Genomic DNA, 26,325 nt, shown 5'->3' on the forward strand with positions numbered 1-26,325 from the left:
CTGGACGCCGCAGCGAATGTCAGGTTGGCGCGAAGGCCGGACAGGCGGATGGCGAGGCGGGAGTCCGGCGAGTGGAAAGCGAAGCATCGATGGGGCGTATTGTGTGAAAACAAGGGGCGACGGCGGGTGGCCGACCGGCGGCGCGATCGGTGCGTGCCATCAACAACATATAACCGAGAAAACCGCGACTGACAAGTATGGCAAACGATTGCCAAGCGTTGGCAAACGTTTGCCATAATACTCCAAAGCTCCCAATAATCGCAAACCCACGGCACAGGACGACATGGTTTTCACATCGCCGGCAGCCGACGCGCATTCCTGAAGCCGACGACCGATCGGCCCACCTTCTTTTTTTCCAGAAAGAGACAACCATGACCATGAACTTCCAGCTCCGTTCCCTCGCCAGGCACGCCATGCGCGCCGGCCTCCTGGGCGCCGCCGTTGCCACGCTGGCCACCAGCGCTTTCGCCGACATCCGTGTCATGTGCTACCAGGACGGCAATGAATGTGATGTCACGGCCGACCTCATCAAGCGTTATGAAGCCCAGAACGCCGGCGCCAAGGTGATCCTCGACGTGGTGCCCTACAAGACCGTGGTTGAGCAGTTGCCCGTGCAGCTCGCGGCCGGCCAGGGGCCCGACATCGCGCGTGTCGCCGAGATCGGCGGCCTGTCGAAGAACTACATCGACATCAGTGCCTATGTGAAGGACCGCAAGTACTGGGAAGACAACTTCGGCAGCACCCTGCCCTGGATGCGCAACAAGGCGGGCGACAAGGGCATTTACGGTTTCCTGTCGCAAATGACCATGACCGGCCCCTTCGTCAACAAGACCTTGTTCGAGCAGGCCAAGGTGCCCATGCCCGGCCCCAAGGCCACCTGGGAAGAGTGGGCCGATGCGGCGCGCAAGGTGGCCAAGGCCACGCAGACCCCGGCCGCCATGGCCTGGGACCGCTCGGGCCACCGCTTCGCGGGCCCCGCCGTCAGCTACGGCGCGAAGATCTTCGACGCCAAGGGCAACCTCACGGTTGACGCGGGCTACAAGACCGCCGTGGGCAAGTTCGTCGGCTGGCACAAGGACGGCACCATGCTCAAGGACGTCTGGGGCGGCTCGGGCGGCTCCAGCTATGCCGATGCGGTGGGTGAATTCAAAAACGGCCGTGTGGTGATGATCCTGTCGGGTTCCTGGCAGATCAACCGCATGCAAAAGGAAATCGGCAATGCCTTCGACTGGGTCGCCGTGCCCAACCCTTGCGGTCCCGCCGCCTGCTCGGGCATGCCCGGCGGCGCGGCCTGGGTGGCGCTGAAAACCACCAAGTCCCCGAAAGAGGTGGGCCGTTTCCTGGACTTCATGGCGCAGGAGGCCAACGTCGCTGAATTCGCATCGCGCACCAATACCATTCCAGCCCACACCGGGGTGGCCAAGCGAGGCCTGGCGTACACCAGTGCGGGCCCGGCCGCCAAGGCGGCGCTCACCGTCTTTACCAACGGCACCGGCACCATCGCGGCCCCGGCCTACGCGCTGCAAGGCTACAAGTACAACCGCGCCCTGATGCTGCCGACCGTGACCCGCGTCACCCAGGCCATCGTGGGGGAGATCAGCGTGGACGAAGCCGTGACCAAGATCGGCACCGACATGGCCGAGGCGGTCAAACAAGCCGAGAAGTAGAGCACACCCCCGTGGCGCGCACTGCGTGCGCGCCTCCCCCTTGCAGGGGGCGACAGCTGCGGCCCGGCAAAGCCGGTTCCGCGCTGTCACTGGCATAAGGCCGGGGCGTAGCGAGTGCCCTTGGGACAGTAGATCGGAGTCGGTATGTCAATCTTCTCGGCCTTTCTGGGCTTTTTGTTCAACCTGTTCGAGCCGGTCTTCCGGCTGGGCCAGAAATGGCTGGGCGCATCGCGCATAGGCTGGCTTTTTGTCGGGCCCAACCTGGTGATCATCAGCATCTTCACCTTTTTGCCGATTGTGGTGAACCTGGTGTATGCGGTGACCGGCGGGGTGAACCTGCTGCCCACGCAGCGGCCCTTCACCGGGCTGGAGAATTTCGCCATCCTGCTGGAATGCCGCGACTATGCGGACCTGCAGACCTGCCGCACCGACATCTTCTGGCGATCCATTGCCAACACGGTCAAGTTCAGCCTGATCCAGGTGGCCTTGATGGTGTTCTTTTCGCTGGCCACGGCCCTGGTGCTGAACCGAAAAATCATAGGCCGCGGTTTCTGGCGTGGCGTGTTCTTCTACCCGGTGTTGTTGTCGCCGGTGGTGGTGGCGCTGATCTGGAAATGGCTGCTGCAAAGCCAGGGCGTGTTCAATGCGGGCCTGGTGGCCATGGGCGGCTCGCCCATGGACTGGCTGCTGGACAGGCACTGGGCCTTCTTCTGGGTGGTGGTGGTGTCGATCTGGGCCCACATGGGTTTTTACACGCTGATCCTGCTGGCCGGTCTGCAGGCCATTCCGAAGGATGTCTATGAAGCCGCCGAGATGGACGCCGCGCCGCCCTGGCGCGTGCTCAGGCGCATCACGCTGCCGCTGCTCATGCCCAACCTGATCGTGGTGCTGGTGCTGGTGATGATCCGCGCGGTGCAAAGCTTTGACGAGGTCTTTGTGCTCACCGGCGGCGGCCCGGGCTCGGCCACCACCTTCATCGTGCAGTACATCTACCAGACCGGCTTTGCCGAGCAGATCCACCTCTACGGCCTGGCGGCAGCAGCCTCGCTGATCCTGGCCGCCGGCCTGATGGCCCTGACGCTTGCGCAGCTGCGGCTGTCCAAGGCCAGCGAAGCCGGCAAGACAAAGAAATAAGCAGAGAACAGGACAAGGGTCATGGCAAATTTCTTTACCCGCACCAAGGGCCATAAATACGGTGGCACCAGCCTGCATTGGACCGACTGGGTTTCCTACGCCTACCTGCTGGCCGGCCTGATCGTGATGTTCGGCCCGGTGCTCTGGCTGGTGATGTCGTCCTTCAAGACCGAAAGCGCGCTGAGCCAGTTCCCGCCCACCTTTTTGCCCTACACCCAGAAGGAAGTGGTGGTGGCCGGCTACGACAAACCGCTGCCGTTGTATCAGGCTAAGGATGAGCAGGGCAAGACCCGCGAGCTGGCCCAGGTGCGGCGCATAGGCTTGGTCGCCACCATGGTCGACCCCGCGGCGCCGCAGACCGAGTTGCGCGTCAACATCAACGACCGCAAGCCGGTCAACGAACTCAAATTCGCCGGCAGCAACTACACCGAAATCTTCGGCAAGTTCGCCTTCGGCACCTATTTGTGGAACAGCGTGTTCATCACCGTGGTGGCCACCCTGCTCACGCTGCTGTTCAACTCCATGGCGGCCTTTGCGCTGTCCAAGTACCAGTTCACCGGGCAGAAAACGGTGTTCGTGCTGATCATCGCCACGCTGATGATTCCGCCCACCATCATCCTGGTGCCGGCCTTCCTGGTGATCTCGGAGCTCAACCTGCTCAACAACCTCTGGGGCGTGATCCTGCCCGCGGTGGCCACGCCCACCGGCGTGTTCCTGCTGCGCCAGTACATGCTGACCATTCCCGACGAGCTGCTGGAGGCCGCGCGCATGGACAACGCCAGCGAATGGCGCATCTATTGGAAGATCATCCTGCCGCTGGCCGCGCCGGCCATGGCAGTGCTGGCCATCTTCTCCTTCATGTGGCGCTGGAACGATTTCCTCTGGCCGCTGATCGTGCTGTCCAAATCGGAGCACTTCACCCTGCAGCTCGCGCTCAACGCCTTCCAGGGCGAACTCAACACGCAGTGGCACTACCTGCTGGCGATGACCGTGATCACGCTGATTCCGATCACCCTGGTCTTTGCCTTCCTGCAGAAATACATCGCGACCGGCATTGCCAGCGCCGGCGTCAAATAAACCGAGGACTCTCCCGTGGCCACTCTTGAACTCGCCAACGTCGTCAAAACCTTCGACAAAGCCACCATCATCCATGGTGTGGACCTGGCCGTCTCCGACGGTGAATTTGTGGTCTTCGTCGGCCCCTCGGGCTGCGGCAAATCCACGCTGCTGCGCATCATCTCGGGGCTGGAGCCGGCCAGCAGCGGCGACATCCGCATAGACGGCCAGCGCGTCAACGAGGTCAGCGCCGCCCACCGCGGCTGCTCCATGGTGTTCCAGTCCTATGCGCTATATCCGCACATGAGCGTTTACGACAACATGGCCTTCGGCCTGGAGAACCTGGGCGTGGCCAAGCCAGTCATCGAAAGCAAGGTCAGCGCTGCCGCCGCCCTGCTGCAGCTCACGCCGCTGCTGCAGCGCAAGCCGACCCAGCTTTCCGGCGGCCAGCGCCAGCGCGTGGCCATAGGCCGCTCCATCGTGCGCGAGCCCAAGCTGTTTTTGTTTGACGAGCCGCTGTCCAACCTTGATGCCGAGCTGCGCGTCTCCATGCGCGCCGAAATCCGCGACCTGCACGCCCGCCTGGGCGCGACCATGATTTATGTGACCCACGACCAGGTCGAGGCCATGACCATGGCCGACAAGATCGTGGTGCTGCGCGCCGGCCGCATCGAGCAGGTCGGCTCGCCGCTGGAACTGTACAACCGGCCCTGCAACCAGTTTGTGGCCGGCTTTATCGGCAGCCCGCGCATGAACTTCGTGCCGGCGGCCGAAATGCCCGGCGCCAAGGCCGGCGCCCAGACCGTGGGCATCAGGCCCGAGCACGCGCGACTGGCGGACGACGGCCCGCTGCAACTGGCGGTGTCGCAGGTCGAGCAACTGGGCAGCACCAGCATCCTGCACGGCACGGTGGTGGACGGCGCGCCTTTCGAGCTGATCCTGAGCGGCCAGACAAGCATCAAGCGCGGCGACACCGTGCGCGTGAGCGCACCCGCGGAGCAGCTGCATTATTTCGACCAGAACGGCCTGCGCCTGTGAGCGCCATGCCCATCCCACACGACACGCCCGCCATGCGCCTGGACCATCCCCCCGTATTCGCCCTGCAATCCCGCAGCGGTAACCACCTTGTGCTGGGCAGCGACGGCGCCGCCGTGGCCCACATCTGGGTGCTTGAAGAAGACATCGTGCGCGTGATGCTGCTGCCGCAAGGCCAACTGCAAATGCCGCGCAGCTGGACGGTGGCGCCCGGCCTGGAGAACCTGCCCGCCGAAGGCCGCGACCGGTTTGACGTGAGCGGCTTTTCGTTGCCCGCCTTTGAGTGCGAGCTTGAGCAGGACGGCACGCAGCTGCGCATCAGCACCGCCGCCGTGCGCCTGAGCATCACGCTCAAGGGCTTCTTCTGCAATTGGGAAAGCCGGCACCAGGGCCGCTGGCAGGCCAGCGCCGCCGACCGCCCGACCCAGAGCTACAACTTCGGCTGGTGGGACGAGAAGGTCTACCACTATTTGCAGCGCGAGCGCGGCGAGGCCTACTTCGGCCTGGGCGAGCGCGCCGGCGACGCCAACCGCGCCGGCCAGCGCTACCGCATGTGCAACCTGGACCCCATGGGCTACAGCGCGCGCAGCACCGACCCGCTGTACAAACACATCCCCTTCTACATCACGCGAAAACCAGGTGATGGCGGCGAGAAGGATGCGGGCCTTTGCTACGGCCTGTTTTACGACACCTTGTCCGACTGCAGCTTCGACATGGGCCGCGAGATGGACAACTACCACGGCCACTACCGCTACTTCGTGGCCGACCACGGCGACCTCGACCTGTATTACATCGCCGGCGACGGCCCGGCCGCCATCACGCGCCGCTACACCTGGCTCACCGGCCGGCCCATCTTCCCGCCGCGCTACGCGCTGGGTTATTCGGGCTCGACCATGAGCTACACCGACGCGCCCAATGCGCAGGAGCGCATGGGCGAATTCCTCGAGCGTTGCGAGGAACACGACATTCCCTGCGACTCCTTTCACCTGTCCTCGGGCTATACCTCCATAGGCGGGGGGCGCTATGTGTTCCACTGGAACCGCGACAAATTCCCCGACCCCGCGCGCTTTGTGCAGAGCTACCTCGACCGCGGCGTGCGCCTGGTGCCCAACATCAAGCCCGCGCTGCTCGGCAACCACCCGCGCTTCGAGGAAGCCCGGCAGGCCGGCCTGCTGGTGCAGGACCCGGACGGCCAGCCCACCGCCATCCAGTTCTGGGACGGCACCGGCGCCTACCTCGACTTCACCAATCCCAAGACGATTGCCTGGTGGAAGAAACAGGTCACCGAACAGCTGCTGCAATACGGCATTCCGGCCACCTGGAACGACAACAACGAATACGAGATCTGGAGCGACAAGGCGCTGGCCCACGGCTTTGGCGCGCCGCGGCCCGCGCGCGAGGTGCGCCCGCTGCAGACCCTGCTGATGATGCAGGCCTCGCACGCCGCGCAGTCCGAGTTCGCGCCCGCCGAGCGGCCCTACCTGGTGTCGCGCTCAGGCGCCGCCGGCATGCAGCGTTATGTGCAGACCTGGTCGGGCGACAACTACACGGCCTGGGAGACGCTGCGCTACAACATCCGCATGGGCCTGGGTCTCGCGATGTCGGGCGTGTCCAACACCGGGCATGACATAGGCGGCTTCTCCGGACCCGCGCCCGGGCCCGAGCTGCTGCTGCGCTGGGTGCAGCACGGCATCTTTTTGCCGCGCTTCAGCATCCACTCCTGGAACGACGACAAGACCGTCAACGAACCCTGGATGTACCCCGAGGCCACGCCCCAGGTGCGCGCGCTGATAGGCCTGCGCTACCGGCTCATGCCCTACCTTTACGACCTGGTGTGGCGTTACCACAGCGCCTACGAGCCCATCATCCGCCCGACCTACCACGACTTCCCCGAAGACGCGCGCTGCCTGGAAGAAAACGACGACATGCTGCTGGGCGCCAACTTGCTGGTGGCCTCGGTGGTCGAGCCCGGCCAGACGCGGCGCCCCGTGTGGCTGCCAGGCACCGGGGGCTGGTACGAAGTGCACACGGCGCGGCGCTTTGATGCCGGCCAATCGATCACGCTGGAGGCGCCGCTGGACGGTCCACCCCCCTTGCTCGCGCGCGAAGGCTGCGCCATACCGCTCAACCTTGGCGAGGTCCATTTCGCGAACGCGCAGGATGTGCGCGGCTTCCAGGTCTTTCCGCAGCGAGGCGAGGGCAGTTTTGAGGCCAGCTGTTTTGAAGACGACGGCCATAGCCAGGCCTGGCGCAGCGGGGCTTATGGGCAGTGGCGCTTGCGTGTTGAGTCCGGCTCGCAAAGCCTGCACGTCACGGTCTCTCGCGAAGGCCAACGGCCGCCGGCTCAGGACACCCTGGTCTTGTTGCTGCCCGCCGCCGAGCAACGCAAGCTCAGCTTTGCCGGTGGGGTACTCGCACAGGACCAGCAGGAAGGCGCCTGGCGGCGGCTGACGCTAAAGCTCTAGCCCGGTGGCGCGACCGCGGCGCCCTCTATGCCGTGGCGCGCCAGGGCCTCGGCCACAAAACCGCTGGCTTTCATTTGCTCGACAAAAGCGCGCAGCGCATCGGCGGCCGCTTCGCCGCGCGTCTTGGGCACGCCCATGGCCTGCCGTATCACCATGAAGTGGCCCGGCAGCAAACGCAATCCACCCCTCTGCCGGGCATCGGCTTCCAGCTGTTGCTTGACGCCGGCCGCGACATCCAGGTTCTGCTCCACAAAAGTGGCCACTGTGGTCGGTGAGCTTGGCGCCCTGACGATTTCGGCGTGCTTGAGTTCCCGGGTCAGGAACAGGTCGTAAGCGCTGCCCAGGCCCACCGCGACGCGGCGGCCGGCTTTGTCCACCTCTTCGTTTGCGCTTAACGGAGAGTCTTCGCGCACCAGGTAGCAGCCCTCGATCAGCACATAGGGCGCGGTGAAGGCGATCTCCTTGCCGCGCACCGGGTCGATCGCAAAAAAACCGAAATCGGCACGCTCCTCGTTCACCGCCTGCACGGACTTGGCCGCGGTATCCAGCACCACCAGCTCCAGGGGCACGCCCAGCCGCTGCGCAAAGGCTTTCGCCAGGTCTATGGACACACCGAAAGGCGCGCCCGTGGCCGGGTCGGCATTGGCCAGGATGGGGTTGCCCAGGTTGATGGAGGCGCGCAGCGTTCCGGTTGGCGCGAACAGCTTGGCAAGCGAGGCGTTGGTGGCCATCGAGGTTTCCTTTTTCAGGTGGCGAGGATGTTGGTGATTTTCTTCGGATTGTGCCGTGTGCTGGAGGAGTGTCCGCACGCCAGCAGGTCGACTGGATTAAAAGGCACAGGCCCTAGCCCGCATGGCTCTGAACCTTGTAGACCTGCCAGGCCCCTGAGCTCTGCTTGCGCAGGTAGAAGCGAACCGAGCAATCAAAAAAATCCACGGTGACTTCTGGCGGGTCCGGGTCCTGCTTGCCCGCCAGGCGGCGAAGGCGGTTGCCATAGGTCTGGAAGGGTGTGAACGAGCTCGGGTTGATACAGCCGCGCAGCCGGGCTTTCCAGCCGGGGGCGGTGTCCACGCCTTCGATGTAGGCTCGGGTCGCGGCGATGGCCTCTTCCGGCTTGTGCTCGCGCTTGATCCAGAAAGCCAGGAGCGCCGCAGCGGCGATGGACGCGGCGATCATGGAAATCATGGTTTTGTGCATAGGTGTTGATTCGCGCTGAAGTCTGTCCCCATCTTTGCATCAAAAGCGCGCCAGGGGTCTTGCATCGAGGCCTTGAGCCCGGCGAAGCCGTGTCCAATCGGGCCGATATACCGCTGCAGGCAGCTAAAGCTTTTGCAGCAGCTCGCGCATGGCCTGCAGCGGCAGTTCGCGGCTGCGGCCCCGGCGCAAGGCCAGAGAGAACTGCGACTGGTAGCCAAACTCGGCGGGCAGCAGCACCTTCAGCCGGCCCTGCTCGACCCAGGACTGGGCATAGTGCTCCGGCAGATAGCCGATGTAACCGCCCGACAGTATCAGGATCAGCTGGGCTTCCATGCTCTCCACCGTGGCCACGCTGCGCTTGAAGCCATGCCGGCCCAGCTCGGTCTGGCTCCAGTAGCTGCGGCTCACCACGTTGAGTTCGGAAACCACCGCGGGCAGCAGTTTCTTCTGTGTAAAGCAGGGATGCCGGTCGCTGCAGTACAGCCATTGCTGCTCGCGGTAGAGCGGCTGATAGACGAGGCCATTGGCTTTGGCGGGGAAGAAGCCCACGGCGATGTCGAGTTCGTTGTCGAGGAGGCCCTTCTGCAGCTCATAGGGGCTGCGGATCATCAGGCTCAGGTGCATGCCCGGGTACTTGCCGGAAAACACCCCTATCGCCTGGGCCAGCGGCAGCGAGGCATCGGTCACCGTGGTGTCGAGCACGCCCATCTTCAGCGTACCGCCGAGCTCGCCCTTGAGCGACCGGGTGTAGAGCTCAAAGCTGTCCAGTTCGCCCAGCACGCGCAGGGTTTCCGACAGCAGCAGCTCACCCTTGGCCGTCAGCGCAAAGCCGCCACGGCCGCGCCGGCACAGCGAGAAGCCGACATCACTTTCCAGCTGGGCCATATAGGTGCTGATGGCCGAGGTGGTGAGGTTCAACTCCTGCTGCGCCCGGGCAAAACCCTGGTGGCGGGCCACGGCCGCAAAAATCCGCAACAGCTTGAGGTCAGCGCTTTGTGCCATGGGACAACCTTGTATTTAGTTATGAAATTCTAAAACTGATTATTTGGTTACTGCTATTTTTTCATAACCCAGACTGGCTAAAGTTCGACCCATCGCAGCACGCAGGCGAGCTGCCACATGAAAAGGCCGATGCATGGTGTCCAAAGTTCTGTACCAACCCCAAAGCGGCAACGAGATGCCCCGGTTTGCCGGCCGCGCCACCATGATGCGGCTGCCCGCCATGGAGACGGCCGAGGGCCTGGATGCGGCCTTTATCGGCGTGCCCCTGGACATTGGTACCTCGCTGCGCGCCGGCACCCGCTTCGGGCCGCGCCAGATCCGGGCCGAGTCCGTGATGATCCGGCCCTACAACATGGCCACGGGCGCCGCCCCCTTCGATTCCCTGGCCGTGGCGGACATCGGCGACGTGGCCATCAATACCTACAACCTGCTGGAGTCGGTGCGCATCATCGAGGACAGCTATACCCGGCTGATGCAGTACCCGGTGGTGCCCATGACCCTGGGCGGCGACCACACCATCACCCTGCCGATTCTGCGGGCCATCGCGCGCAAGCACGGCCCCGTGGCCCTGGTGCATGTGGACGCCCATACCGACACCAACGACGACATGTTCGGTGAAAAAATCGCCCACGGCACCACCTTCCGGCGTGCGGTGGAAGAGGGCTTGCTGGACTGCGGCCGCGTGGTCCAGATCGGCCAGCGCGCGCAAGGCTATGCGAGCGGCGACTTCCAGTGGGGCGTGGACCAGGGCTTTCGCCTGGTGCAGGCCGAGCAATGCTGGTACCAGTCGCTGGCGCCGCTGATGGCCGAGGCGCGGGCCCAGATCGGCGACAGGCCGGTGTACCTCACATTTGACATCGACGGCATAGACCCCGCCTGGGCACCCGGCACCGGTACACCCGAGGTCGGCGGCCTGACCGCCATCCAGGCGCTGGAAATCGTGCGCGGCTGCCGTGGCATGAACATCGTCGGCTGTGACCTGGTCGAGGTGTCGCCGCCGTATGACCTCAGCGGCAATACCTCCCAGCTGGCAGCGAACTTGCTTTACGAAATGCTGTGTGTACTGCCCGGCGTGGCGTACCGCTAACAGCTCTTTGTCCATGGAACTCAAGATATTCCGCTCTACCTGGGGTGCGCAAGGCGATATGGCCGCGTGCGTGGCCCAGCTGCGCGAAGCCGGTTGCGCCGGCCTGGAAGCCCGCCTGCCGATGGATGCACCGGCGCGGCGCGCGCTGCGTGGCAGCCTGCAGGCCGAAGCGCTGGACTACATCGCCACCGTGTTCAGCGGCGCCGATGTGATTCCGCGCCAGCAAGACGGGCCGCAGGTGCATTTACGGCACCTGGCACGGGCCTTCGATGCCGCGGCGGAACTGGCTCCCCGTTTCGTCAACCTGCTGGCCGGCAACGACCGCTGGCCGCTGGCGGCGCAGGTGGAATTTCTGGGCCGGACCCAGGCCCTGGCCGATGCCGCGGGCATCGCCTGCACTTTTGAAACCCACCGCGCAAGCTCGCTGTACAGCCCCTGGGTCACGCTGGACATCGTTCGCCAGCTGCCGCAGCTGCAGTACACGGCCGACATCAGCCACTGGGTGGTGGTGTGCGAGCGCCTGCTGGACGACCCGCTGGACGACCTGACGCCGTTCCTGGAGCGCGTGCACCATGTTCAGGCCCGCGTGGCCTACGCCCAGGGCCCGCAGGTGCCCGATCCGGCCGCGCCCGAATACGCCGCCGAGCTGGCGTTCCACCAACGCATCTGGGAGTCGGTCTGGGCGCTGCAGCTGCGCAAGGGCTACGCCACCACCACGCTGACCCCCGAGTTCGGCCCCGACGGCTACATGCATCTGCTGCCCTACACCCGCAGCCCGGTGGCGGACCTGTGGCAGGTGAATCGCTGGATGGCGCTGGAAGAACGGCGGCATTTCGAACGCTGGTCGCAACACCACCTCTGTCTCAACCTCACACCACGGCAGGACCCTGACCATGCAACCCGGACAACGTAATTTCACGGCCTTGCCCGTGATCAACATCCGCGGCCTCTTTAGCGACAGCCTGGCGCAACGCCAGGCGGTGGCCGACGCACTCGGTGCGGCAGCCCGCGATGTGGGCTTTTTCTACGTCGTCGGCCACGGCATCGATGCCGGGCTGATCGCCGGCCTGCGCCAGGCCAGCCGCACCCTGTTCGCGCAGCGGATGGAGTGGAAGATGCGCTACTACATCGGTGAATCCTGGGGCCATAAAGGCTATGTGCCCGAGGGCGAAGAGGTGTATTCCAAAGGCCGGCCCGACCACAAGGAGGCGTTTGACATCGGCTTCGAGGCGCCGGATGACCACCCGCTGGTACTGGCCGGCACACCGCTGATCGGCAACAACAAGTGGCCGGATCTGCCCGGATTCAAAGCCGCCGTGGCCGGCTACTACGCGGCCGTGTTCGCGCTCGGCCGCCAGCTGTTCCGTGGTTTTGCCTTGTCGCTGGGCCAGCCCGAAGACGCGTTCGAGGCCCTGGTGACCTGCCCGCCGTCCAAGTTGCGGCTGATCCACTACCCGGTGGACACCGAGGCCGTCGACGCCCCCGGCATAGGCGCGCATACCGACTACGAGTGCTTCACCCTGCTGCTGGCCGACCAGCCGGGCCTGGAGGTGCTGAACGACCAGGGCGCATGGATCGATGCGCCGCCGTATGCCGAAGCCGGCCCAAACGGTGAAGAGGCTTTCGTGATCAACATCGGCGACATGCTGGAAGTGATGACCGCCGGCGCGTTCCCCGCCACCTCGCACCGTGTCCGCAAGGTGCAGCATGAGCGCTATTCCTTCCCGCTGTTCTTCGCCTGCGATTACCACACCCGCATCCGGCCGCTGCCGCAGTTTGCGAATGGCGCCGCGACCACCCGTTACAGCGAGCTGTCGATCGGCGAGCACATGTATTCGCAAGCCCAGCAGACCTACACCTACCTCAAACGCAAGCTGCAGGCCGGTGAGATTGCGTTGCCCGACGGCGCGCTGAAGCCGAACAGCTTCGGCCACCTGAAGTCCCAGGCCGGCGCCTGAACCCTTTTTCGTTCCCCTTGTTCGTCCACCCACCCCAGGAGTTAGCTACCATGATGAAAACCATCCGTACCGCGTCCCTCAACCGCAGCCTGCTGGCTGTCGCACTGGCGGCCTTGCTGCCGGCAGCCGCGTTCGCCCAAACCATCGTGCCCGGCCAGATCAAGGTCGGCATGGAGATCACCTATCCTCCATTTGAATCCTGGCAAGGCGACAAGGTGGTGGGCTTCGACCCCGATATGGCCGAAATGCTGGGCCGCGAGATGAAGACCAAGCCCGCCTTCGTGGACACCAAGTTTCCCAGCCTGATTCTCGGCCTGGGCAGCGGCCAGTTCGACACGGTGATCTCCGGCATGTACATCACCCCGGAGCGCACCGCCCAGGCCGATGCCATCGCCTATGCCCGCACCGGCGCGTCCATCATGGTGGCCAAGGACGGCGGCGTCGCACCCAAGACCGAGCAGGAGTTGTGCGGCCTCAAAGTGGGCCTGCAGCAGGGCACCAGCTGGGTTGCCGCGCTGAAAAAGCTGTCCGCCGAATACTGCGTGCCGAACGGCAAGCCCGCCGTGGCGGTGAGCGAGTTCCCCACCGCGCCCGAGGTGTCGCAAGCCCTGCTGTCCAAGAACGTCCAGGCGCAGCTGGAAATCGCCGGTGCCGCGAAGATGCTTGCAGAGCGCAGCAAGGGCCGCATCGCCATCAGCTCGACGGGCCTGGTGTATCCGCAAACCCTGGGCATCTACGTGAAGAAAGGCAACACGGCCCTGTACCAGGCGTTTGAGAAAGCTCTGGCCGCCGTGAAAGCCAGCGGCGAGTACGCGGCCCTGGTCAAGAAGTACGACCTTGAGCCGATCGCGGCAAAGTAAGGTCTCACCCCCAGGCTGCAGTGCTGCGCATCTTTCGCCTGCCCTCTTGCACGGAGCGATACCCGTGGCCCGGCGAAGCCGGTTCCACGGCTTCTGCGGGAGGGGGCATCCTGCCTGCCCGCGCCTGGGGAGCCGTTGTCAAGCAAGTCAACACGCGAGGGCGTGGCGCTGCCGCGCCTTTTCGATAGTTTTGCCTCCTGGAGCGTCCGCATGGATCTAGATTGGTCGTATTTTTGGTCCTTGTTCTCCATGGGGATTTTCTGGCGGGCGTGCGTGACCGTGGTGCAACTGGGCTCACTGGCCTGGACGCTGGGCCTGGTGCTGGGTTTCTTCCTGGCCTGCGCCCGCATTTCCACCACGCGCTGGATCCGTGCATTGGCGGGGGTTTATATCTGGCTGTTCCGCAGCGTGCCGCTGCTGGTGGTGGTGGTGGTGGTGTTCAACCTGCCGCAGATCTTTCCGGCAAGCCGCAGCGTGATAGGCGAACCCTTCTTTGCCGGCCTGGTTGCCATGGTGCTGACCGAGGCCGCCTACATGGCGGAAATTCACCGCGGCGGCCTGCTGTCGGTGGCGCGCGGCCAGCGCGAGGCAGGCCGGGCGCTGGCCTTGGGCCGCTTTGGCGCGATGCGGCTGATCGTGGTGCCGCAGGCGTTTCGCATTGCGCTGCCCACGCTGATCAACGAATTCGTCACCATCATCAAGCTGACCTCGCTGGTCTCGGTGATTTCGTTGCCCGAGCTCCTGATGACCGGCTTGCGGCTGTATTCGCAAAATTTCCTGGTGATGGAAACCCTGCTGGGCGTGGCGGTGTATTACGTGATGCTGGTCACCGTATTCAGCACGCTACTGGGCTGGCTGGAAAAGCGCCTGGACCTGCAGCTGCGCCGCCCCACCACTTTGGACGATGCGACCTGCGCCAGCCTGCGCAGCCGTCTCGGCGGCCCGGCGGCGATACGCCCGGTGGTTGCGGCGCCCGGCCAGCCGGCCGCGCTGGAGCTGCGCAACATCCACAAGGCCTACGGTGCGCACCAGGTGCTCAAGGGCGTCAGTTTGCAGGTTGGCGCAGGCCAGGTGATCTCCATCATCGGCCCGTCCGGCTCGGGGAAAACCTCGCTGATCCGCACCATCAACGCGCTGGAGAAGATCGACCAGGGCGAGATCATCCTGTTCGGCGAAAGCCACATCCACGCCCACGAGTCCCTGGACAGCAGCCGGGTGCGCAAGGGCATCCGCCGCATCGGCATGGCCTTCCAGAGCTTCAACCTGTTCCCGCACCTGAGCGTGCTGGGCAACGTGCTGCTGGCGCCGTGCTACCACGGCCAGCCCGCGGATGCCGGGCAGCGCCAGGCCCGGGCCCAGCAGCTGCTTGACAAGGTGGGCCTGCTGGCGCACCAGCACAAATACCCGCACCAGCTGTCCGGCGGCCAGCAGCAGCGCGTGGCGATTGCCCGTGCGCTGGCCATGTCGCCCGACGTGATGCTGTTCGACGAGCCGACCTCGGCCCTCGACCCCGAACTGGTCGGCGAGGTGCTGAAGGTGATCCAGGACCTGGCGCAAGAGGGCATGACCATGGTCATCGTGACCCACGAAATGGACTTCGCGCTGGCGATCTCCGACCGTGTGCTGTTCATGGAGAACGGCCTGATCCAGCTCGACGCCGCGCCGCGGCAGATACAACAACCCGACGCGCCGGATGGTACAACGCAGCGCGTGCGTCGATTCATGGGATTGGAATCCTGACATGAGCCCTAGCTCTGATGAAGCCACTCTGCGCCGCGACCTGGCGGCCGCTTATCGCCTGGCCGCACTGTTCGGCTGGGACGACACGCTGTACACCCACTTCTCGGTGCGGCTGCCGCGCGCGGACGGCGCGGCGCCGCAAGACGACCGCTTCCTGATCAACCCCTTCGGCCTGCTGTTTGAGGAAGTGCGCGCCAGCGACCTGCTGGTGGTGGACATGCGCGGCCGCGTGGTGTCGGGTGGCTCCGATTACAACGTGGCCGGCTTCACCATCCACAGCGCCGTGCACATGGCGCGCGACGACGCGCACTGCGTGCTGCACACCCACACCCTGGCCGGCATGGCGGTGGCGGCCTGCCAGGGCGGGTTGCTGCAGCTGAACCAGATCAGCGCCGAGTTCTACCAGCGTGTGGGCGTGCATGCCTACGAGGGCGTGGCGTTTGACCTGGGCGAGCGCGAGCGCATCCAGCAGTCGCTGGGCGCGAACATCGCCTTGCTGCTGCGGCACCATGGCCTGTTGTCGGTGGGTAGTACCGTGGCCGACGCGTTCTGCATCATGTTCTACCTGAACCGCGCCTGCGAGATCCAGATGGCGGCCAGCCAGATGGCCGCCACCGCCGGCCCGGTCACCGAAATCCCCGCGCACCTGAGCCAGCACGCCTGCGAGCAGCTGCAGAGCGTGGAGCACGAGCGCCAGGTCCTCTGGCAGGCCTGGCTGCGCCGGCTGGACCGCATCGATCCCTCTTACCGCGATTGACCCTGTACCTGCATGCCGACCCTGCTGCTCTGTAGTGCCACCGATGACCTGAGCGACCTGCACACGCTCTTCCAGCACGAGGCCGCGCGCTGCGTGCCCGGCCTGCAGGTACGCCTGTGGCCCGACATGCCCGATCCCGTCGATGTCGAGGCCGTGGCCGGCTGGTATCCGCCCGCCGGTTTGATGCGCAGCCTGCCGAATCTGCGCCTGGCCTCGTCGATTGCCGCCGGGGTTGACCATGTTCTAGGCCCGGCCCAGCCGCGTCCCGAGGTGCCGGTCTGCCGCATCGTGGACCCCGGCCTGGCCGCCGGCATGGCCGAGTACGTGCTGTGGGCCGTGCTGTACTACCACCGTGCGCTGGACCAGGCGCAGCAGCAGCAGGCGCAGCGCCTGTGGAAGATGCCGGCACAAAAAGCCGCCGGCCAAACCCATGTAGGGCTGCTGGGCCTGGGTGTACTGGGCAGCCACGTGGCCCGGGTGCTGCGGGCCCAGGGTTTTGCCGTCAGCGGCTGGTCGCGCTCGGCGCACGCCATCGACGGTGTCACTGCTTATGCGGGACCGCAGACGCTGAAGGCTTTCCTGCGCGAGCCCGATGTGCTGGTCTGCCTGCTGCCGCTGACCGACGCCACCCGCGGGCTGTTGAACCGCGAGTTCTTGCAGGCCATGAAACCCGGTGCGGCGCTGGTGCATTGCGGCCGGGGCGAGCATTTGGTGGTCGAGGACCTGCTGCAGGCGCTGGACCAAGGCCATCTGCGCGGTGCGGTGCTCGATGTATTTGCCCAGGAACCGTTGCCGGCATCGAACCCGCTATGGAAGCACCCACGGGTGGTGGTCACGCCGCACATGGCTTCGGCCGCGCAGCCGGCGGCCATCGTTGGCCAGATCCTGGACAACCTGCAGCGCGTGCGCAGCGGCCGGCCGGTGCTAAATGCCGTGGACCGTAGCGTGGGTTATTAGCAGCGAGTAATCTGTAAAAGCGAGTTTGGGAGAACCGCAATGACAATGATGGCTTTACTCTGATGCTAACCGGCGCCATCGAAGTGCCGTGCTACGCCTGGGGCGGGGGAATGAGCACTTCTCCCATCATCAGACGGCGCGCACTCCGGCTCATCACAGCCTGGGTCACCACCCAGCCATCAGGTGTCTCCTGAGCCAGCGCACCGACACTGAGCGCACCCGAGGGGTGGCCGAAACGTACGGCCGCGCTGGAACCTGAAGGAAGAAGACGGCTCACAAGTGTTCCGGGAATGGCACCGGCCACAGCAATCGCTACGGCACCTGTTCCCGTCATTGCATGGTGCAGCTTGCCCATGGACATGATGCGTACCAGGAGGTCGATGTCCGCCGCGGCAACAAACTTTCCATTCGATGATGTGTAGTCCAACGGCTTGGCCGCAAAAGCGAGTTTGGGTGTATGGAAGCGCTTTTCGGTCGCTTCTGCTGCGGTGCTTGCCAGCCCCATGAGAACCGCACAATGAGCACGGATGGCCTCGCAGCGGGCCAGGAATTCCGCGTTCGAATTGACTGCATCCTGCAACTCATTGCCTTTTAAACCCACTGTCGCGGCATCAATGAAGATGGTGGGGTTGCCGGCATTGATCAGGGTTGCCTCTACAGTGCCGACACCGGGAATGTCTATCCGGTCAATCATGTTGCCTGTCGGGAACATGGCGCCGCCTTCGCTGTCCTCGTCGGCGCCGGGATCGAGAAACTCCAGCTTGATCTCAGCGGCTGGAAAGGTCACCCCGTCGAGTTCAAAGTCGCCCAGTTCCTGGACCTGGCCTCCGGCCATTGGCACGTGGGCCACGATTTTTTTGCCGATATTGGCCTGCCAGATTCGAACCACGGCCATACCCTCTGAAGGCGCTTTGACCAGGCCGCGAGCGATCGCAAAAGGACCTACAGCCGCGGTCAGGTTGCCACAATTCCCGCTCCAATCCACCACGGCTGTGTCGATGGACACGGCGCCAAAAGAGTAATCCACGTCGCAGTCCGGCCGGGAGCTGGGGCCAACCAGAACCACTTTGCTGGTGCTGGATGTTGCGCCACCCATGCCGTCGATGTGTTTGCCATAAGGGTCCGGGCTTCCGACGACACGCAGCATGATGGCGTCGCGCAGCGCTGAATCCCTTTGAGCCGGGGCGGGCAGGTCCTCGGGTGTGAAGAAGACGCCCTTGCTGGTGCCTCCCCGCATATAGGTGGCTTTGATTCCGATCTGTTGTTGTGAGCTCATGGCTGTGCTTTCCTGAAGATAACGCAAACCGGGCTTTCGGTCTGAAGGAGTGGTTGAAATTTCAAAGCTTCGTGGCGGGTGGCGTTCAATGCCGCAGCCGTCAAGCTGTCGGTGTCTTCGTTGGCGGCCAGAAGCAGATCGCCATCGGGCATGCAACTGATAAAGCGAGGGGTCGCGCCACCTGTCGATGCCCATGTCGGGTCGGTCAAAGCCCCTGTATCGCCACTGATTCGGAAGGACGCAACACTGTCCTGTCCTCGATTGGAAACATGCAAGGACCGGCTCGCGCTTGCGATGACGATGCCCGCGGCGGAGCCGGAATCGGCGCCGGCGGGTACGGTGGATACCGTATCCAGCAAGTCAAGCACCCCGGTTGCGGGGTTGACTCGGCAGGCGGAAACCGTTCGATCCAGTTCGCCGACGACATAAGCCCTGGGCAAGCTTGGGTGCATGGCCATATGGCGTGGGCCGGTGCCGGATGGAAATTCCAGTGTGCCGGCAAGTTTGAGCTCACCGCTTGCTTCATGCAAAGACAAGCTGAATACCTTGTCCAGGCCTTTGTCGGGGACATACAGCCACCGGCCCATGGAGTCCATGCAGATCTGGTGCGGATGCGATCCCTTCTGCTGGGAGTGTGGGCCGTGGGCGCCCGGCAGGCTCAGCGAACTGGCCATCTGCCCCAAGGAACCGTCAGGCCGCACTGGAAGTGACACCACATTTCCGGTCGCGTAGTTGGCGACCAGAAGCCAGCGCTGCGAACGGGAAAGCACCAAGTGAACCGGATTTTTCCCGCCCGCGTCTTGCTCTCCGGTCTGCTCCACCATGCCGCTACGCGGGTCGATGCTGAAAGAGCTGACATGGCTGTGATCCCCATGCACGGTATAGAGCGCGGCCCCGGAGAACGCCAGGCACAGAAATGAAGGATTGACGAGGCCTGTGATCTGTTGCACCAGCTCCCACGGGCCGCTTGCGGGAACTCCATAGACAGACAGCCCTTTTCCGCGGGCGTTGCGCTCGCGGGTGGTTCTGGAGCCGACGTAGGCAAACCAGCGATAGGCAGAAGCTGGCATCAAGCGGCCGCTTTCATGAACTCCGTTTCAATGCGCTGCAACAGGCCTCCAGCGGCAAAGATCTGCCGCTCCTCTTCGGTATCTATCCTGCACACCACGGGAACGCGCGCGACGGATCCTCCCAGGCGATGAATGACCAGCGTCAACTCTGAGCCAGGGCCTGGAGACGCCTCTTCAATTCCCTCGATGTCGAATGTTTCGGTTCCGTTAATCTCCAGGGTTTTTCTCGTCACACCAGTGCGAAATTCAAGCGGCAGTACGCCCATGCCCACAAGATTTGTGCGGTGTATGCGTTCGAAGTTCTCGCAAACCACAACCTTGACGCCGATCAGTCGAACGCCCTTGGCGGCCCAGTCCCGTGACGATCCCGACCCGTAGTTTTTACCGGCAACGATGATGAGCGGCTGGCCCCGCTGCATATAGGTCTCGGCGGCGTCGAAAAGCCTCATCACGACACTGTCGGGCTGCAGGCGTGTGAGCGATCCTTCCCGGCCGGCCATTTCATTCTTCAGGCGGTGGTTGGCGAAGGTAGCGCGAATTGCCGCTATATGGTTGCCACGGCGGGTACCGTATGAGTTGAAGTCCGCTGGTGCAACGCCGTGCGATTGCAGGAATTCTCCAGCGGCGCTGTCCGCGAGAATGGCGCCCGATGGCGACAGGTGGTCGGTGGTCACGTTGTCGCCCAGAACCGCGAGCGGGCGCAGGCCCGTGAACTTGCCCACTGTGGTGAATTCGTCCTCCCAGTAAGGCGGGCGGCGGATGTAGGTGCTGGACGCGCGCCAGGCAAACCGCACCGGTACTTCTTCCTCGGTTCCTGATGCCTGGCCTGAACCGCGGTTGAACATGGGGTCATAGACGCTGGTGAACTGTTCGGGCTTGACGCTGGCTTGCAGCGCCTCGTCAATCTCGGCATCCGAGGGCCAGAGCTGCGACAGCAGAACGTCCGCGCCGTCGGCATCCTTGATCAGGACGCCCGACTCCATGTCGACGCGGATGGAGCCCGTGATGGCATAGGCCACGACCAGCGCAGGCGATGCCAGGAAAGCCTCCTTCACATGGGGGTGCACCCGGCCGTCGAAGTTTCTGTTGCCGGACAGCACGGCGGTGGTATGCACCTTGCGGGAAAGAACTTCACTTTCAATGGCCGGTGCCAGCGGGCCCGACATGCCATTGCACGATGTACACCCGAAACCGATGATGCCGAAGCCCAGTTGTTGGAGGGGCTCCAACAGTCCGGCCGATGCAAGGTACAGCTCAACGGCTTTGGAGCCGGGCGCAAGTGATGTTTTTACCCAGGGTTTGCGCGTCAATCCCCGTTCGACGGCCTTGCGGGCCAACAGTCCCGCGGCGATCATGCTGCGTGGATTGGAGGTGTTGGTGCAACTGGTGATGGCCGCGATCAGCACCGCTCCATCGGGTATCGGGCCGCTTGTCGGTACGTTTGGGGATTCCTGGGCAATGCCTTTGGTCCTGAGGCTTGCCAGAGAAATCCGCTGATGTGGGTCGCTGGGTCCCGCCAACGACCGGACGACGGTTCCCAGGTCAAACGACAGCGTTCGGTCGAACTCCGCTTCGGAGAACTGGTCGGCCCACAGTCCTTGTGCCTTGGCATAAGCACGGGTCAGGTCGACCTGGGCCCCGGTGCGCCCCGTCAGCAACATGTAGTCGAGCGTGCGTTCGTCGATGGCAAACATTGCCGCCGTGGCGCCGAACTCCGGTGCCATGTTCGAGATGGTGGCTCTGTCGGCCAGTGGAAGTGCCGCGGCACCGGATCCGTGAAACTCAAGAATCGCGCCTACGACATTTTGCCCACGCAGGAACTCGGTCAAGGCCAGTACCACATCGGTTGCGAGTACGCCAGGACGGACGGCCCCTTCTAGCTGCATCTTGACGAGTTGAGGCAGGCGCATCCAGATCGCACGGCCGAGCATTACTGACTCAGCCTCCAATCCGCCGACGCCCCATCCCACGACACCCAAAGCATCGATCATCGTGGTGTGGCTGTCCGTGCCGACCAGCGTATCCGGGTAAGCGACGCCCTTGTCCACCTGGATGACCGGCGACATGCGTTCGATGTTGATCTGGTGGAGGATGCCGCTGCCTGGCATCAGGACATCCAGGTTGGTGAAAGCCTTCTTGCACCAGGCCAGGAATTCGAAGCGCTCGGCGTTCTTGCGCTGTTCGCTTTCCATGTTCCTGCTCATGGCATCTGCTTCCGAGCCTGCCACTTCAACGTTGAGCGAATGGTCAACGACCAGCTGCGTTGGAACAACCGGATTCACCCGGCGCGGGTCGCCGCCAGCTTCCGCGACCGCATCGCGCATTCCCGCCAGGTCAACCAGCGCCGGCGTACCCAGCAGGTCCTGCAGTACGACACGCGCCGGATAGAACGGGAAATCCTTGTCGTGGCTGCGCACGGCGAGCGCACTCAGGAGGGCGGGCAAGCCTCCTGTCAGGGTTTGCGCCGTGCTTTTCCTCAAAAGGTTCTCCGCGAACACGCGGGACGTATAGGGCAACTTTACAAACGCGCCCGGGGCCGCGGCCTCGATCGCGGATCGGACATCGTAGTAAGTGAGCTTGGTGCCAGGCAGGGGAATGGGGGCGATGGAGGTCATGGTTTGTCCGGATAAGCGGCAGGTTGATTCTTTGTTGATTGTATTTTATGATCACATTCAACAATCGTCAATCGACGTACTTATTGATAGGAGACGCCATGAACACCATTGACCGCAGAGCCCTTCTCAAAGCCATGTCCGGTGCGGCACTGCCCACGCTTGGCGGATTCCTTCCCCAGGCAGCCGGTGCCCAGGGCCGCTACCCCAGCAAGCCCATTACCCTGATCGTTCCGCAGCCCGCCGGCGGCGATGCGGATGCGGTATGCCGGACTCTCCAGGCCAAGATGCAGGAATTGCTCGGGCAACCGGTCATCATCGATAACCGTGGCGGCGCTGCCGGGAACATTGGAACGGCGCTCGGGGCCAAGGCCGCGCCTGATGGCTACACCGTGACCTTTGTCAACCAGGGCACGATGGTTTTCAATCCGCACCTGTATCTCAATCCGGGTTTCAAGCTGGACCAGTTCGAGCCGGTCACCCAGCTTGCTTCAATCGACCTGGTGATCTGCGCGAATCCCGGGGTTCCCGCGAATACATTGAAGGAGTTGCTGGAGCTGGCGCGCAAGGAGCCGGGCCGGTTTACCTATGGCACGGCCGGCAGCGGCAGCGCAAACCATATGGCCGGCGAGATGCTCAAGGCCATGGCCAAGGTCGACCTGACCCACGTTCCCTACCGGGGTGGCGGCCCCGCCATCGTCGGCACATTGGGCGGCGAGACCAATCTGGTACTGGCTTTCCCGCTGGGTGCGCTCCCCCACATCAGGGCCGGAAAACTCAAGGCTTTGGCCGTGACGGGCAGCAAGCGCTCCAAAGCGCTCCCCAATGTGCCGACGGTGGCAGAAAGCGGGGTAAAGGGTTATGAGTTTGCCTCCTGGTTTGGCCTGGTTGTCCCCAAGAGAACGCCACAAGAAGTGATTTCGCGGCTCAACTTCGCCGCGGCCGGGGCGCTCAAGACGCCTGAGATCAGCGAGCGGCTGCAATCCGGTATGACCGAGCCTGTCGGTTCCAGTCCGCAGGATTTTGGACGGCTGATTGCGCAGGAAAGCGCTCGCTGGGCCAAGCTGATCAAGCAGTTCAACATGAAGATCGACTGACTCAGCGGAATCCAGGCGACGGGCTAGACTATGCTGATGAGTACTTCATCATCCCGCGAACTCACCCCCCTGCAAACCAAGGTTGCCAGGGAAATCGTCGCGCTTGTACGCCGGGAAGGCCGGCGCGCCGGTGAGCACTTGCCGGAGGTGCACCTGTCCGAGCAGATTGGAACCTCCCGATCCCCCGTGCAGGCCGCACTGCGGCACTTGTCAAAACTTGGAGTCCTGCAGCAGGATCTCAACCGCGGCTATTTTCTGGTGCAGGACGCCAAGGCCTGGGACGCAGTCGCCGCCAGGTTCTCGAGCCAGCCCGACGACCCGTTGTATCTCGCCATCGCCGAGGAGCGCCAGGCGGGCAAGCTATCCGACGAGGTGACTGAAGCCGAGCTGATGCGCCGTTTTAATGTCGCGCGCAGCACTTTGCGCAAGGTGTTGGCGCGCATCAGCGAGGAGGGCTGGATCGAGCAGCGCGTGGGACACGGATGGTGCTTCAGTTCGATGATCGATTCGCCCGAGGCCTATGAAGAGAGCTATCTATTCCGGCAGGCCGTGGAGCCAACCGGCCTGCTGGGCCCGTCGTTCCGGTTCGACGCCGGCCAGTTGAAGGAGCTTCGCCGCGAGCAGCAGCTTATCGTCGACGGCGGCTTCAAGACCATGACCGCCATCGAGCTGTTCGAAGCCAACAGCCGCTTTCACGAGACCTTGGCGCAGTGGTCAAACAACCGCTTTGTCCTGCAATCCGTCAGGCGAATCAACCAGCTTCGCCGCCTGGTGGAGTATCGGCAAGCTTCGAAGCGGGGGGCGCGTCAAACGCAGGCACAGGAACACCTGGGCATCCTCGACGCCATCAATCAGCACGAGTTCCTGCAGGCCGCCTCCCTGATGCGGGCACACCTCGATGGCGCCCGTCGCGGAAAAGTCCACGGCAAGGACGTCTTCACTCGCTAGATCTTTGTTCAACCTCGAATCTTTAAGCACGCCTGTTAATGTTTAAAGTGATCACTTAATACAAATTGGCGGATTCTTGTTTTGACACCTCGGTTCATTTTTTTCATCAAAACCTACAGGAGACAGATATGTACCCCACGATAAAAACCTTGGCCGGCAGGCTTGCAGGGCCGCGGCTGCTGCGGGCCGTTTCATGGTGGTCCATCAAGCGATGGACCTGTCAGCGAGGCCGCCGGATCTTGACGGCCGGCATGGTGGCGGCCACCTCCTTCGGACTTGGCTCAATGGCCGTTGCACAACCCAGCTACCCATCCAAACCCGTCAAGATCGTCGTGGCCTTTGCGCCGGGCGGCGGCTCGGATTTCATTGCACGCCTTCTGGCAGTCAGGCTGGGCGAAAAGCTCGGGCAACCCGTCATCGTGGAGAACAGGCCCGGGGCCGGCGGCAATCTGGGCGCCGAGCTGGCGCTGAAGGCGCCCGCTGACGGCTACACGCTGTTTCTTGCGGCCGCGAGCTACACAGTCAACCCCAGCCTTTACAAGCTGTCCTTCGATTCGCTCAACGACATCACGCCCATCGCGCAGTTGGCCCGTGGCCCCTTCATCGTTGCCGTCAATCCGAAGGTTCCGGCCAGGAACTTGCAGGAACTGGTGGATTTGGCAAGAAAGCAGCCAGGAAAATTGACCTATGGCTCAGCGGGCAACGGAAGCATCGTCCACATGGTTTCCGAATACTTCCTGGACACCGCGGGCATCGAGGTTGTTCACGCCCCTTATAAGGGCACCTCGCCGGCCCTCACCGATGCGATCGCCGGCCACATCCAGCTGGTCTTCGGAACCGTGGCCTCCACAATGCCCTTCGTGAAGTCCGGGCAGCTACGGGCGTTGGCCGTCACCACCCCCAAGCGCTTGCCCGCGCTCCCGGATGTGCCGACGGTGATGGAAGCGGGCTTTCCTGGCTACCAGGTCACCAACTGGCACGGCGTGGTGGCCCCAAAGGGGCTTCCAAAAGAAATTCAGGCCAAGCTCAATCGGGCGATCAACGACGCACTGACGGCACCGGGCATGGAGGCGGGAATGGCACAGGACGGCCTGTCCGTGGCGGGTGGGAAGCCAGAGGAGTTCAGCGCACTGCTCGCCAGCGAAATGACGCGGTGGGGCGCACTGGCCCGCAAACGCGGCATCAAGGCTGAATAAGTATGGGCATTGCACCTCTTATGGGTCTTCAGGGTGCTCCTTCGGGCTGGCCCACCGGGGGGCAGCCTACTTATTCCGCCGGCACTGCCCGCCCACCTCACACCGCGTATTGGTGATCTTCCCGCATCTGCGCAGCCGCCGCAGCGTCAGGGGCCAGGCGGCGACTGGCCTGTCAACCACTGGCGCAGCGATTGGATGACGGGCGCCTTGGCGCGCTCGTTCGTCGTCACCAGAAAGTAACTGCGCGGCGAAATGAAGGGCTTGTCATTGAGCTTGACCAGGCGCCCGGCTTGCAGCGCTGAGGCGCTCGCATAGTCCGGCGCCAGTGCGACGCCCAGGCCGGCCTCTGCCGCCATCAATCCAAGCGACAGCAGACCGTAGTGGGCGCCCGGCATCGGGACCTCTACAGACGCGCCCAGCTGCCGCAGGTAGGCCGGCCATGAGTTGGGCGCCATGCTCTGGTGCAGCAAGGGCAGTGCTGCCATTTGCGCGCCCGTCAGCGGCGCCGCCAGCCGGCTCAGCGTGGGCGCCGCAAGAGGAAAAGAGTGCAGAGGGTGCAGCAGGTCGGCCACGCAGCCAGGCTCCGGCCCTTCGCAGTGGACGATGGCCGCGTCCAGCCCCGAGTCGCGCATGCTGATGGGCCCGGTATGCGTGGCCACGTCCAGCTGGATCTGCCGGTGCGCGGTGGCGAAGGCGCACAGCCGTGGCATGGCCCACAGCGTGCCAAAGGTGGTGGGCACAGACAGCCGCAGTATCTTGCCCGGCATGGAGCCCATGGACGCGGCGATGGTCGCCGACTCCAGCTCGTCCAGCAGAGTTCTCACCCGCCGCAGGTAGCTGGCACCGTCAACCGTCAGCTCCATCCCGCTGGTTGTGCGCCGGCACAGCGCAACGCCGACAAAGCCCTCCAGGTCCGACAGCTGGCGGCTCACCGCGCTTTGCGTCAGGCCCAGTTCATCGGCTGCGGCCGTGATGCTCAGGCGCCGTGCAATCACCTCGAAGGTGTTGAGGTTGACGATGGAGGGCAGGTGGCGCTGCGTCGGATATTTCATGGCGGTTACGGCCATTATTGGCGTGGCATCCATTCGTCCGCAATGAAAAAGGCTGTGTGGCCATGAAATAAATGCAGGGGGGTATGCGCTTATTCCGTTGGACAGGCCATCGCGCATGTCGGATATTCAGGGCGCCCGGTAAGGCGCCCCTCAAGAACA

At 63.9% G+C, this 26,325-nt stretch carries 22 protein-coding genes; 15 read left to right on the top strand and 7 right to left on the bottom strand.

The window, feature by feature from the left end; translation table 11 throughout:
- Positions 1–371: 371 nt before the first annotated feature.
- From ACEN9P_RS13940 to ACEN9P_RS13960, 5 genes are all read left to right on the top strand, one after another.
- Positions 372–1,667, top strand: coding sequence for an ABC transporter substrate-binding protein (locus tag ACEN9P_RS13940; protein WP_477661616.1), 1,296 nt, complete (start codon positions 372–374; stop codon positions 1,665–1,667).
- 144 nt (positions 1,668–1,811) lie between these two features.
- Positions 1,812–2,801 (top strand): carbohydrate ABC transporter permease, encoded by a 990-nt coding sequence (locus tag ACEN9P_RS13945; protein ID WP_477661617.1) that lies wholly within the window; start codon positions 1,812–1,814, stop codon positions 2,799–2,801.
- A gap of 21 nt (positions 2,802–2,822) precedes the next feature.
- Positions 2,823–3,878: a carbohydrate ABC transporter permease gene (locus ACEN9P_RS13950; protein WP_495619586.1), complete on the top strand. Its 1,056-nt coding sequence runs from the start codon at positions 2,823–2,825 to the stop codon at positions 3,876–3,878.
- A 15-nt stretch (positions 3,879–3,893) separates the two neighbouring features.
- The gene (locus ACEN9P_RS13955; protein WP_477664683.1) at positions 3,894–4,895 is read left to right on the top strand and encodes an ABC transporter ATP-binding protein; all 1,002 of its coding nucleotides are present in this window, start codon (positions 3,894–3,896) and stop codon (positions 4,893–4,895) included.
- 32 nt (positions 4,896–4,927) lie between these two features.
- The gene (locus tag ACEN9P_RS13960) at positions 4,928–7,357 is read left to right on the top strand and encodes a glycoside hydrolase family 31 protein (protein WP_495622182.1); all 2,430 of its coding nucleotides are present in this window, start codon (positions 4,928–4,930) and stop codon (positions 7,355–7,357) included.
- Here the strand turns inward: ACEN9P_RS13960 and ACEN9P_RS13965 are convergent.
- The 3 genes from ACEN9P_RS13965 to ACEN9P_RS13975 all read right to left on the bottom strand — a co-directional run bounded on the left by ACEN9P_RS13965 (position 7,354) and on the right by ACEN9P_RS13975 (position 9,556).
- The gene (locus ACEN9P_RS13965; RefSeq protein WP_495619587.1) at positions 7,354–8,088 is read right to left on the bottom strand and encodes an ABC transporter substrate-binding protein; all 735 of its coding nucleotides are present in this window, start codon (positions 8,086–8,088) and stop codon (positions 7,354–7,356) included. The two genes, ACEN9P_RS13960 and ACEN9P_RS13965, sit on opposite strands and share 4 nt — an antisense overlap.
- A gap of 112 nt (positions 8,089–8,200) precedes the next feature.
- Positions 8,201–8,542, bottom strand: a complete 342-nt coding sequence (locus ACEN9P_RS13970) for a hypothetical protein (protein WP_477664685.1) — start codon at positions 8,540–8,542, stop codon at positions 8,201–8,203.
- A 135-nt stretch (positions 8,543–8,677) separates the two neighbouring features.
- Positions 8,678–9,556, bottom strand: coding sequence for a LysR family transcriptional regulator (locus ACEN9P_RS13975; protein WP_477664686.1), 879 nt, complete (start codon positions 9,554–9,556; stop codon positions 8,678–8,680).
- Positions 9,557–9,689: 133 nt separating this feature from the next.
- On the opposite strand from ACEN9P_RS13975, the gene speB reads away from it, so the two are divergent.
- The 7 genes from speB to ACEN9P_RS14010 all read left to right on the top strand — a co-directional run bounded on the left by speB (position 9,690) and on the right by ACEN9P_RS14010 (position 16,915).
- On the top strand, positions 9,690–10,643 hold the full coding sequence (gene speB / locus ACEN9P_RS13980; RefSeq protein ID WP_477664687.1) for an agmatinase: 954 nt from the start codon (positions 9,690–9,692) through the stop codon (positions 10,641–10,643).
- Positions 10,644–10,656: 13 nt separating this feature from the next.
- Complete coding sequence (locus ACEN9P_RS13985) at positions 10,657–11,556, top strand: sugar phosphate isomerase/epimerase family protein (protein ID WP_495619588.1); 900 nt, start codon at positions 10,657–10,659, stop codon at positions 11,554–11,556.
- On the top strand, positions 11,537–12,601 hold the full coding sequence (locus tag ACEN9P_RS13990; RefSeq protein ID WP_477664689.1) for an isopenicillin N synthase family dioxygenase: 1,065 nt from the start codon (positions 11,537–11,539) through the stop codon (positions 12,599–12,601). The genes ACEN9P_RS13985 and ACEN9P_RS13990 overlap by 20 nt, the downstream gene beginning before the upstream one ends.
- A gap of 50 nt (positions 12,602–12,651) precedes the next feature.
- On the top strand, positions 12,652–13,461 hold the full coding sequence (locus ACEN9P_RS13995; protein WP_495619589.1) for a transporter substrate-binding domain-containing protein: 810 nt from the start codon (positions 12,652–12,654) through the stop codon (positions 13,459–13,461).
- 210 nt (positions 13,462–13,671) lie between these two features.
- Entirely contained in the window at positions 13,672–15,201 is a 1,530-nt protein-coding gene (locus ACEN9P_RS14000; protein WP_495619590.1) for an amino acid ABC transporter permease/ATP-binding protein, read from the top strand.
- Position 15,202: 1 nt separating this feature from the next.
- Entirely contained in the window at positions 15,203–15,958 is a 756-nt protein-coding gene (locus ACEN9P_RS14005; RefSeq protein ID WP_495619591.1) for a class II aldolase/adducin family protein, read from the top strand.
- A 12-nt stretch (positions 15,959–15,970) separates the two neighbouring features.
- Positions 15,971–16,915 carry a 2-hydroxyacid dehydrogenase gene (locus ACEN9P_RS14010; RefSeq protein WP_495619592.1) on the top strand — a complete coding sequence of 315 codons (945 nt, stop codon included), beginning with the start codon at positions 15,971–15,973 and terminating at the stop codon, positions 16,913–16,915.
- Positions 16,916–17,006: 91 nt separating this feature from the next.
- On the opposite strand, the gene prpF is transcribed toward ACEN9P_RS14010, so the two are convergent.
- The 3 genes from prpF to acnA are packed head-to-tail and all read right to left on the bottom strand — an operon-like array spanning position 17,007 to position 21,876.
- Positions 17,007–18,191, bottom strand: a complete 1,185-nt coding sequence (gene prpF, locus ACEN9P_RS14015) for a 2-methylaconitate cis-trans isomerase PrpF (RefSeq protein ID WP_495619593.1) — start codon at positions 18,189–18,191, stop codon at positions 17,007–17,009.
- Entirely contained in the window at positions 18,188–19,261 is a 1,074-nt protein-coding gene (locus tag ACEN9P_RS14020) for a lactonase family protein (RefSeq protein WP_495619594.1), read from the bottom strand. The genes prpF and ACEN9P_RS14020 overlap by 4 nt, the downstream gene beginning before the upstream one ends.
- A complete protein-coding gene (gene acnA, locus ACEN9P_RS14025) occupies positions 19,261–21,876 on the bottom strand; it encodes an aconitate hydratase AcnA (RefSeq protein ID WP_495619595.1) in 2,616 nt (871 codons plus the stop codon). The genes ACEN9P_RS14020 and acnA overlap by 1 nt, the downstream gene beginning before the upstream one ends.
- 98 nt (positions 21,877–21,974) lie before the next feature.
- On the opposite strand from acnA, the gene ACEN9P_RS14030 reads away from it, so the two are divergent.
- The 3 genes from ACEN9P_RS14030 (at position 21,975) to ACEN9P_RS14040 (ending at position 25,114) form a co-directional block, all read left to right on the top strand.
- Positions 21,975–22,970 (top strand): Bug family tripartite tricarboxylate transporter substrate binding protein, encoded by a 996-nt coding sequence (locus ACEN9P_RS14030; RefSeq protein ID WP_495619596.1) that lies wholly within the window; start codon positions 21,975–21,977, stop codon positions 22,968–22,970.
- A 36-nt stretch (positions 22,971–23,006) separates the two neighbouring features.
- The gene (locus tag ACEN9P_RS14035; protein ID WP_495619597.1) at positions 23,007–23,918 is read left to right on the top strand and encodes a GntR family transcriptional regulator; all 912 of its coding nucleotides are present in this window, start codon (positions 23,007–23,009) and stop codon (positions 23,916–23,918) included.
- A 128-nt stretch (positions 23,919–24,046) separates the two neighbouring features.
- Positions 24,047–25,114, top strand: coding sequence for a tripartite tricarboxylate transporter substrate binding protein (locus ACEN9P_RS14040; protein WP_495619598.1), 1,068 nt, complete (start codon positions 24,047–24,049; stop codon positions 25,112–25,114).
- A 146-nt stretch (positions 25,115–25,260) separates the two neighbouring features.
- On the opposite strand, the gene ACEN9P_RS14045 is transcribed toward ACEN9P_RS14040, so the two are convergent.
- Positions 25,261–26,166 (bottom strand): LysR substrate-binding domain-containing protein, encoded by a 906-nt coding sequence (locus tag ACEN9P_RS14045; protein WP_495619599.1) that lies wholly within the window; start codon positions 26,164–26,166, stop codon positions 25,261–25,263.
- Positions 26,167–26,325: the final 159 nt, after the last annotated feature.

This window comes from Polaromonas sp. Polasp52, from assembly GCF_059491565.1.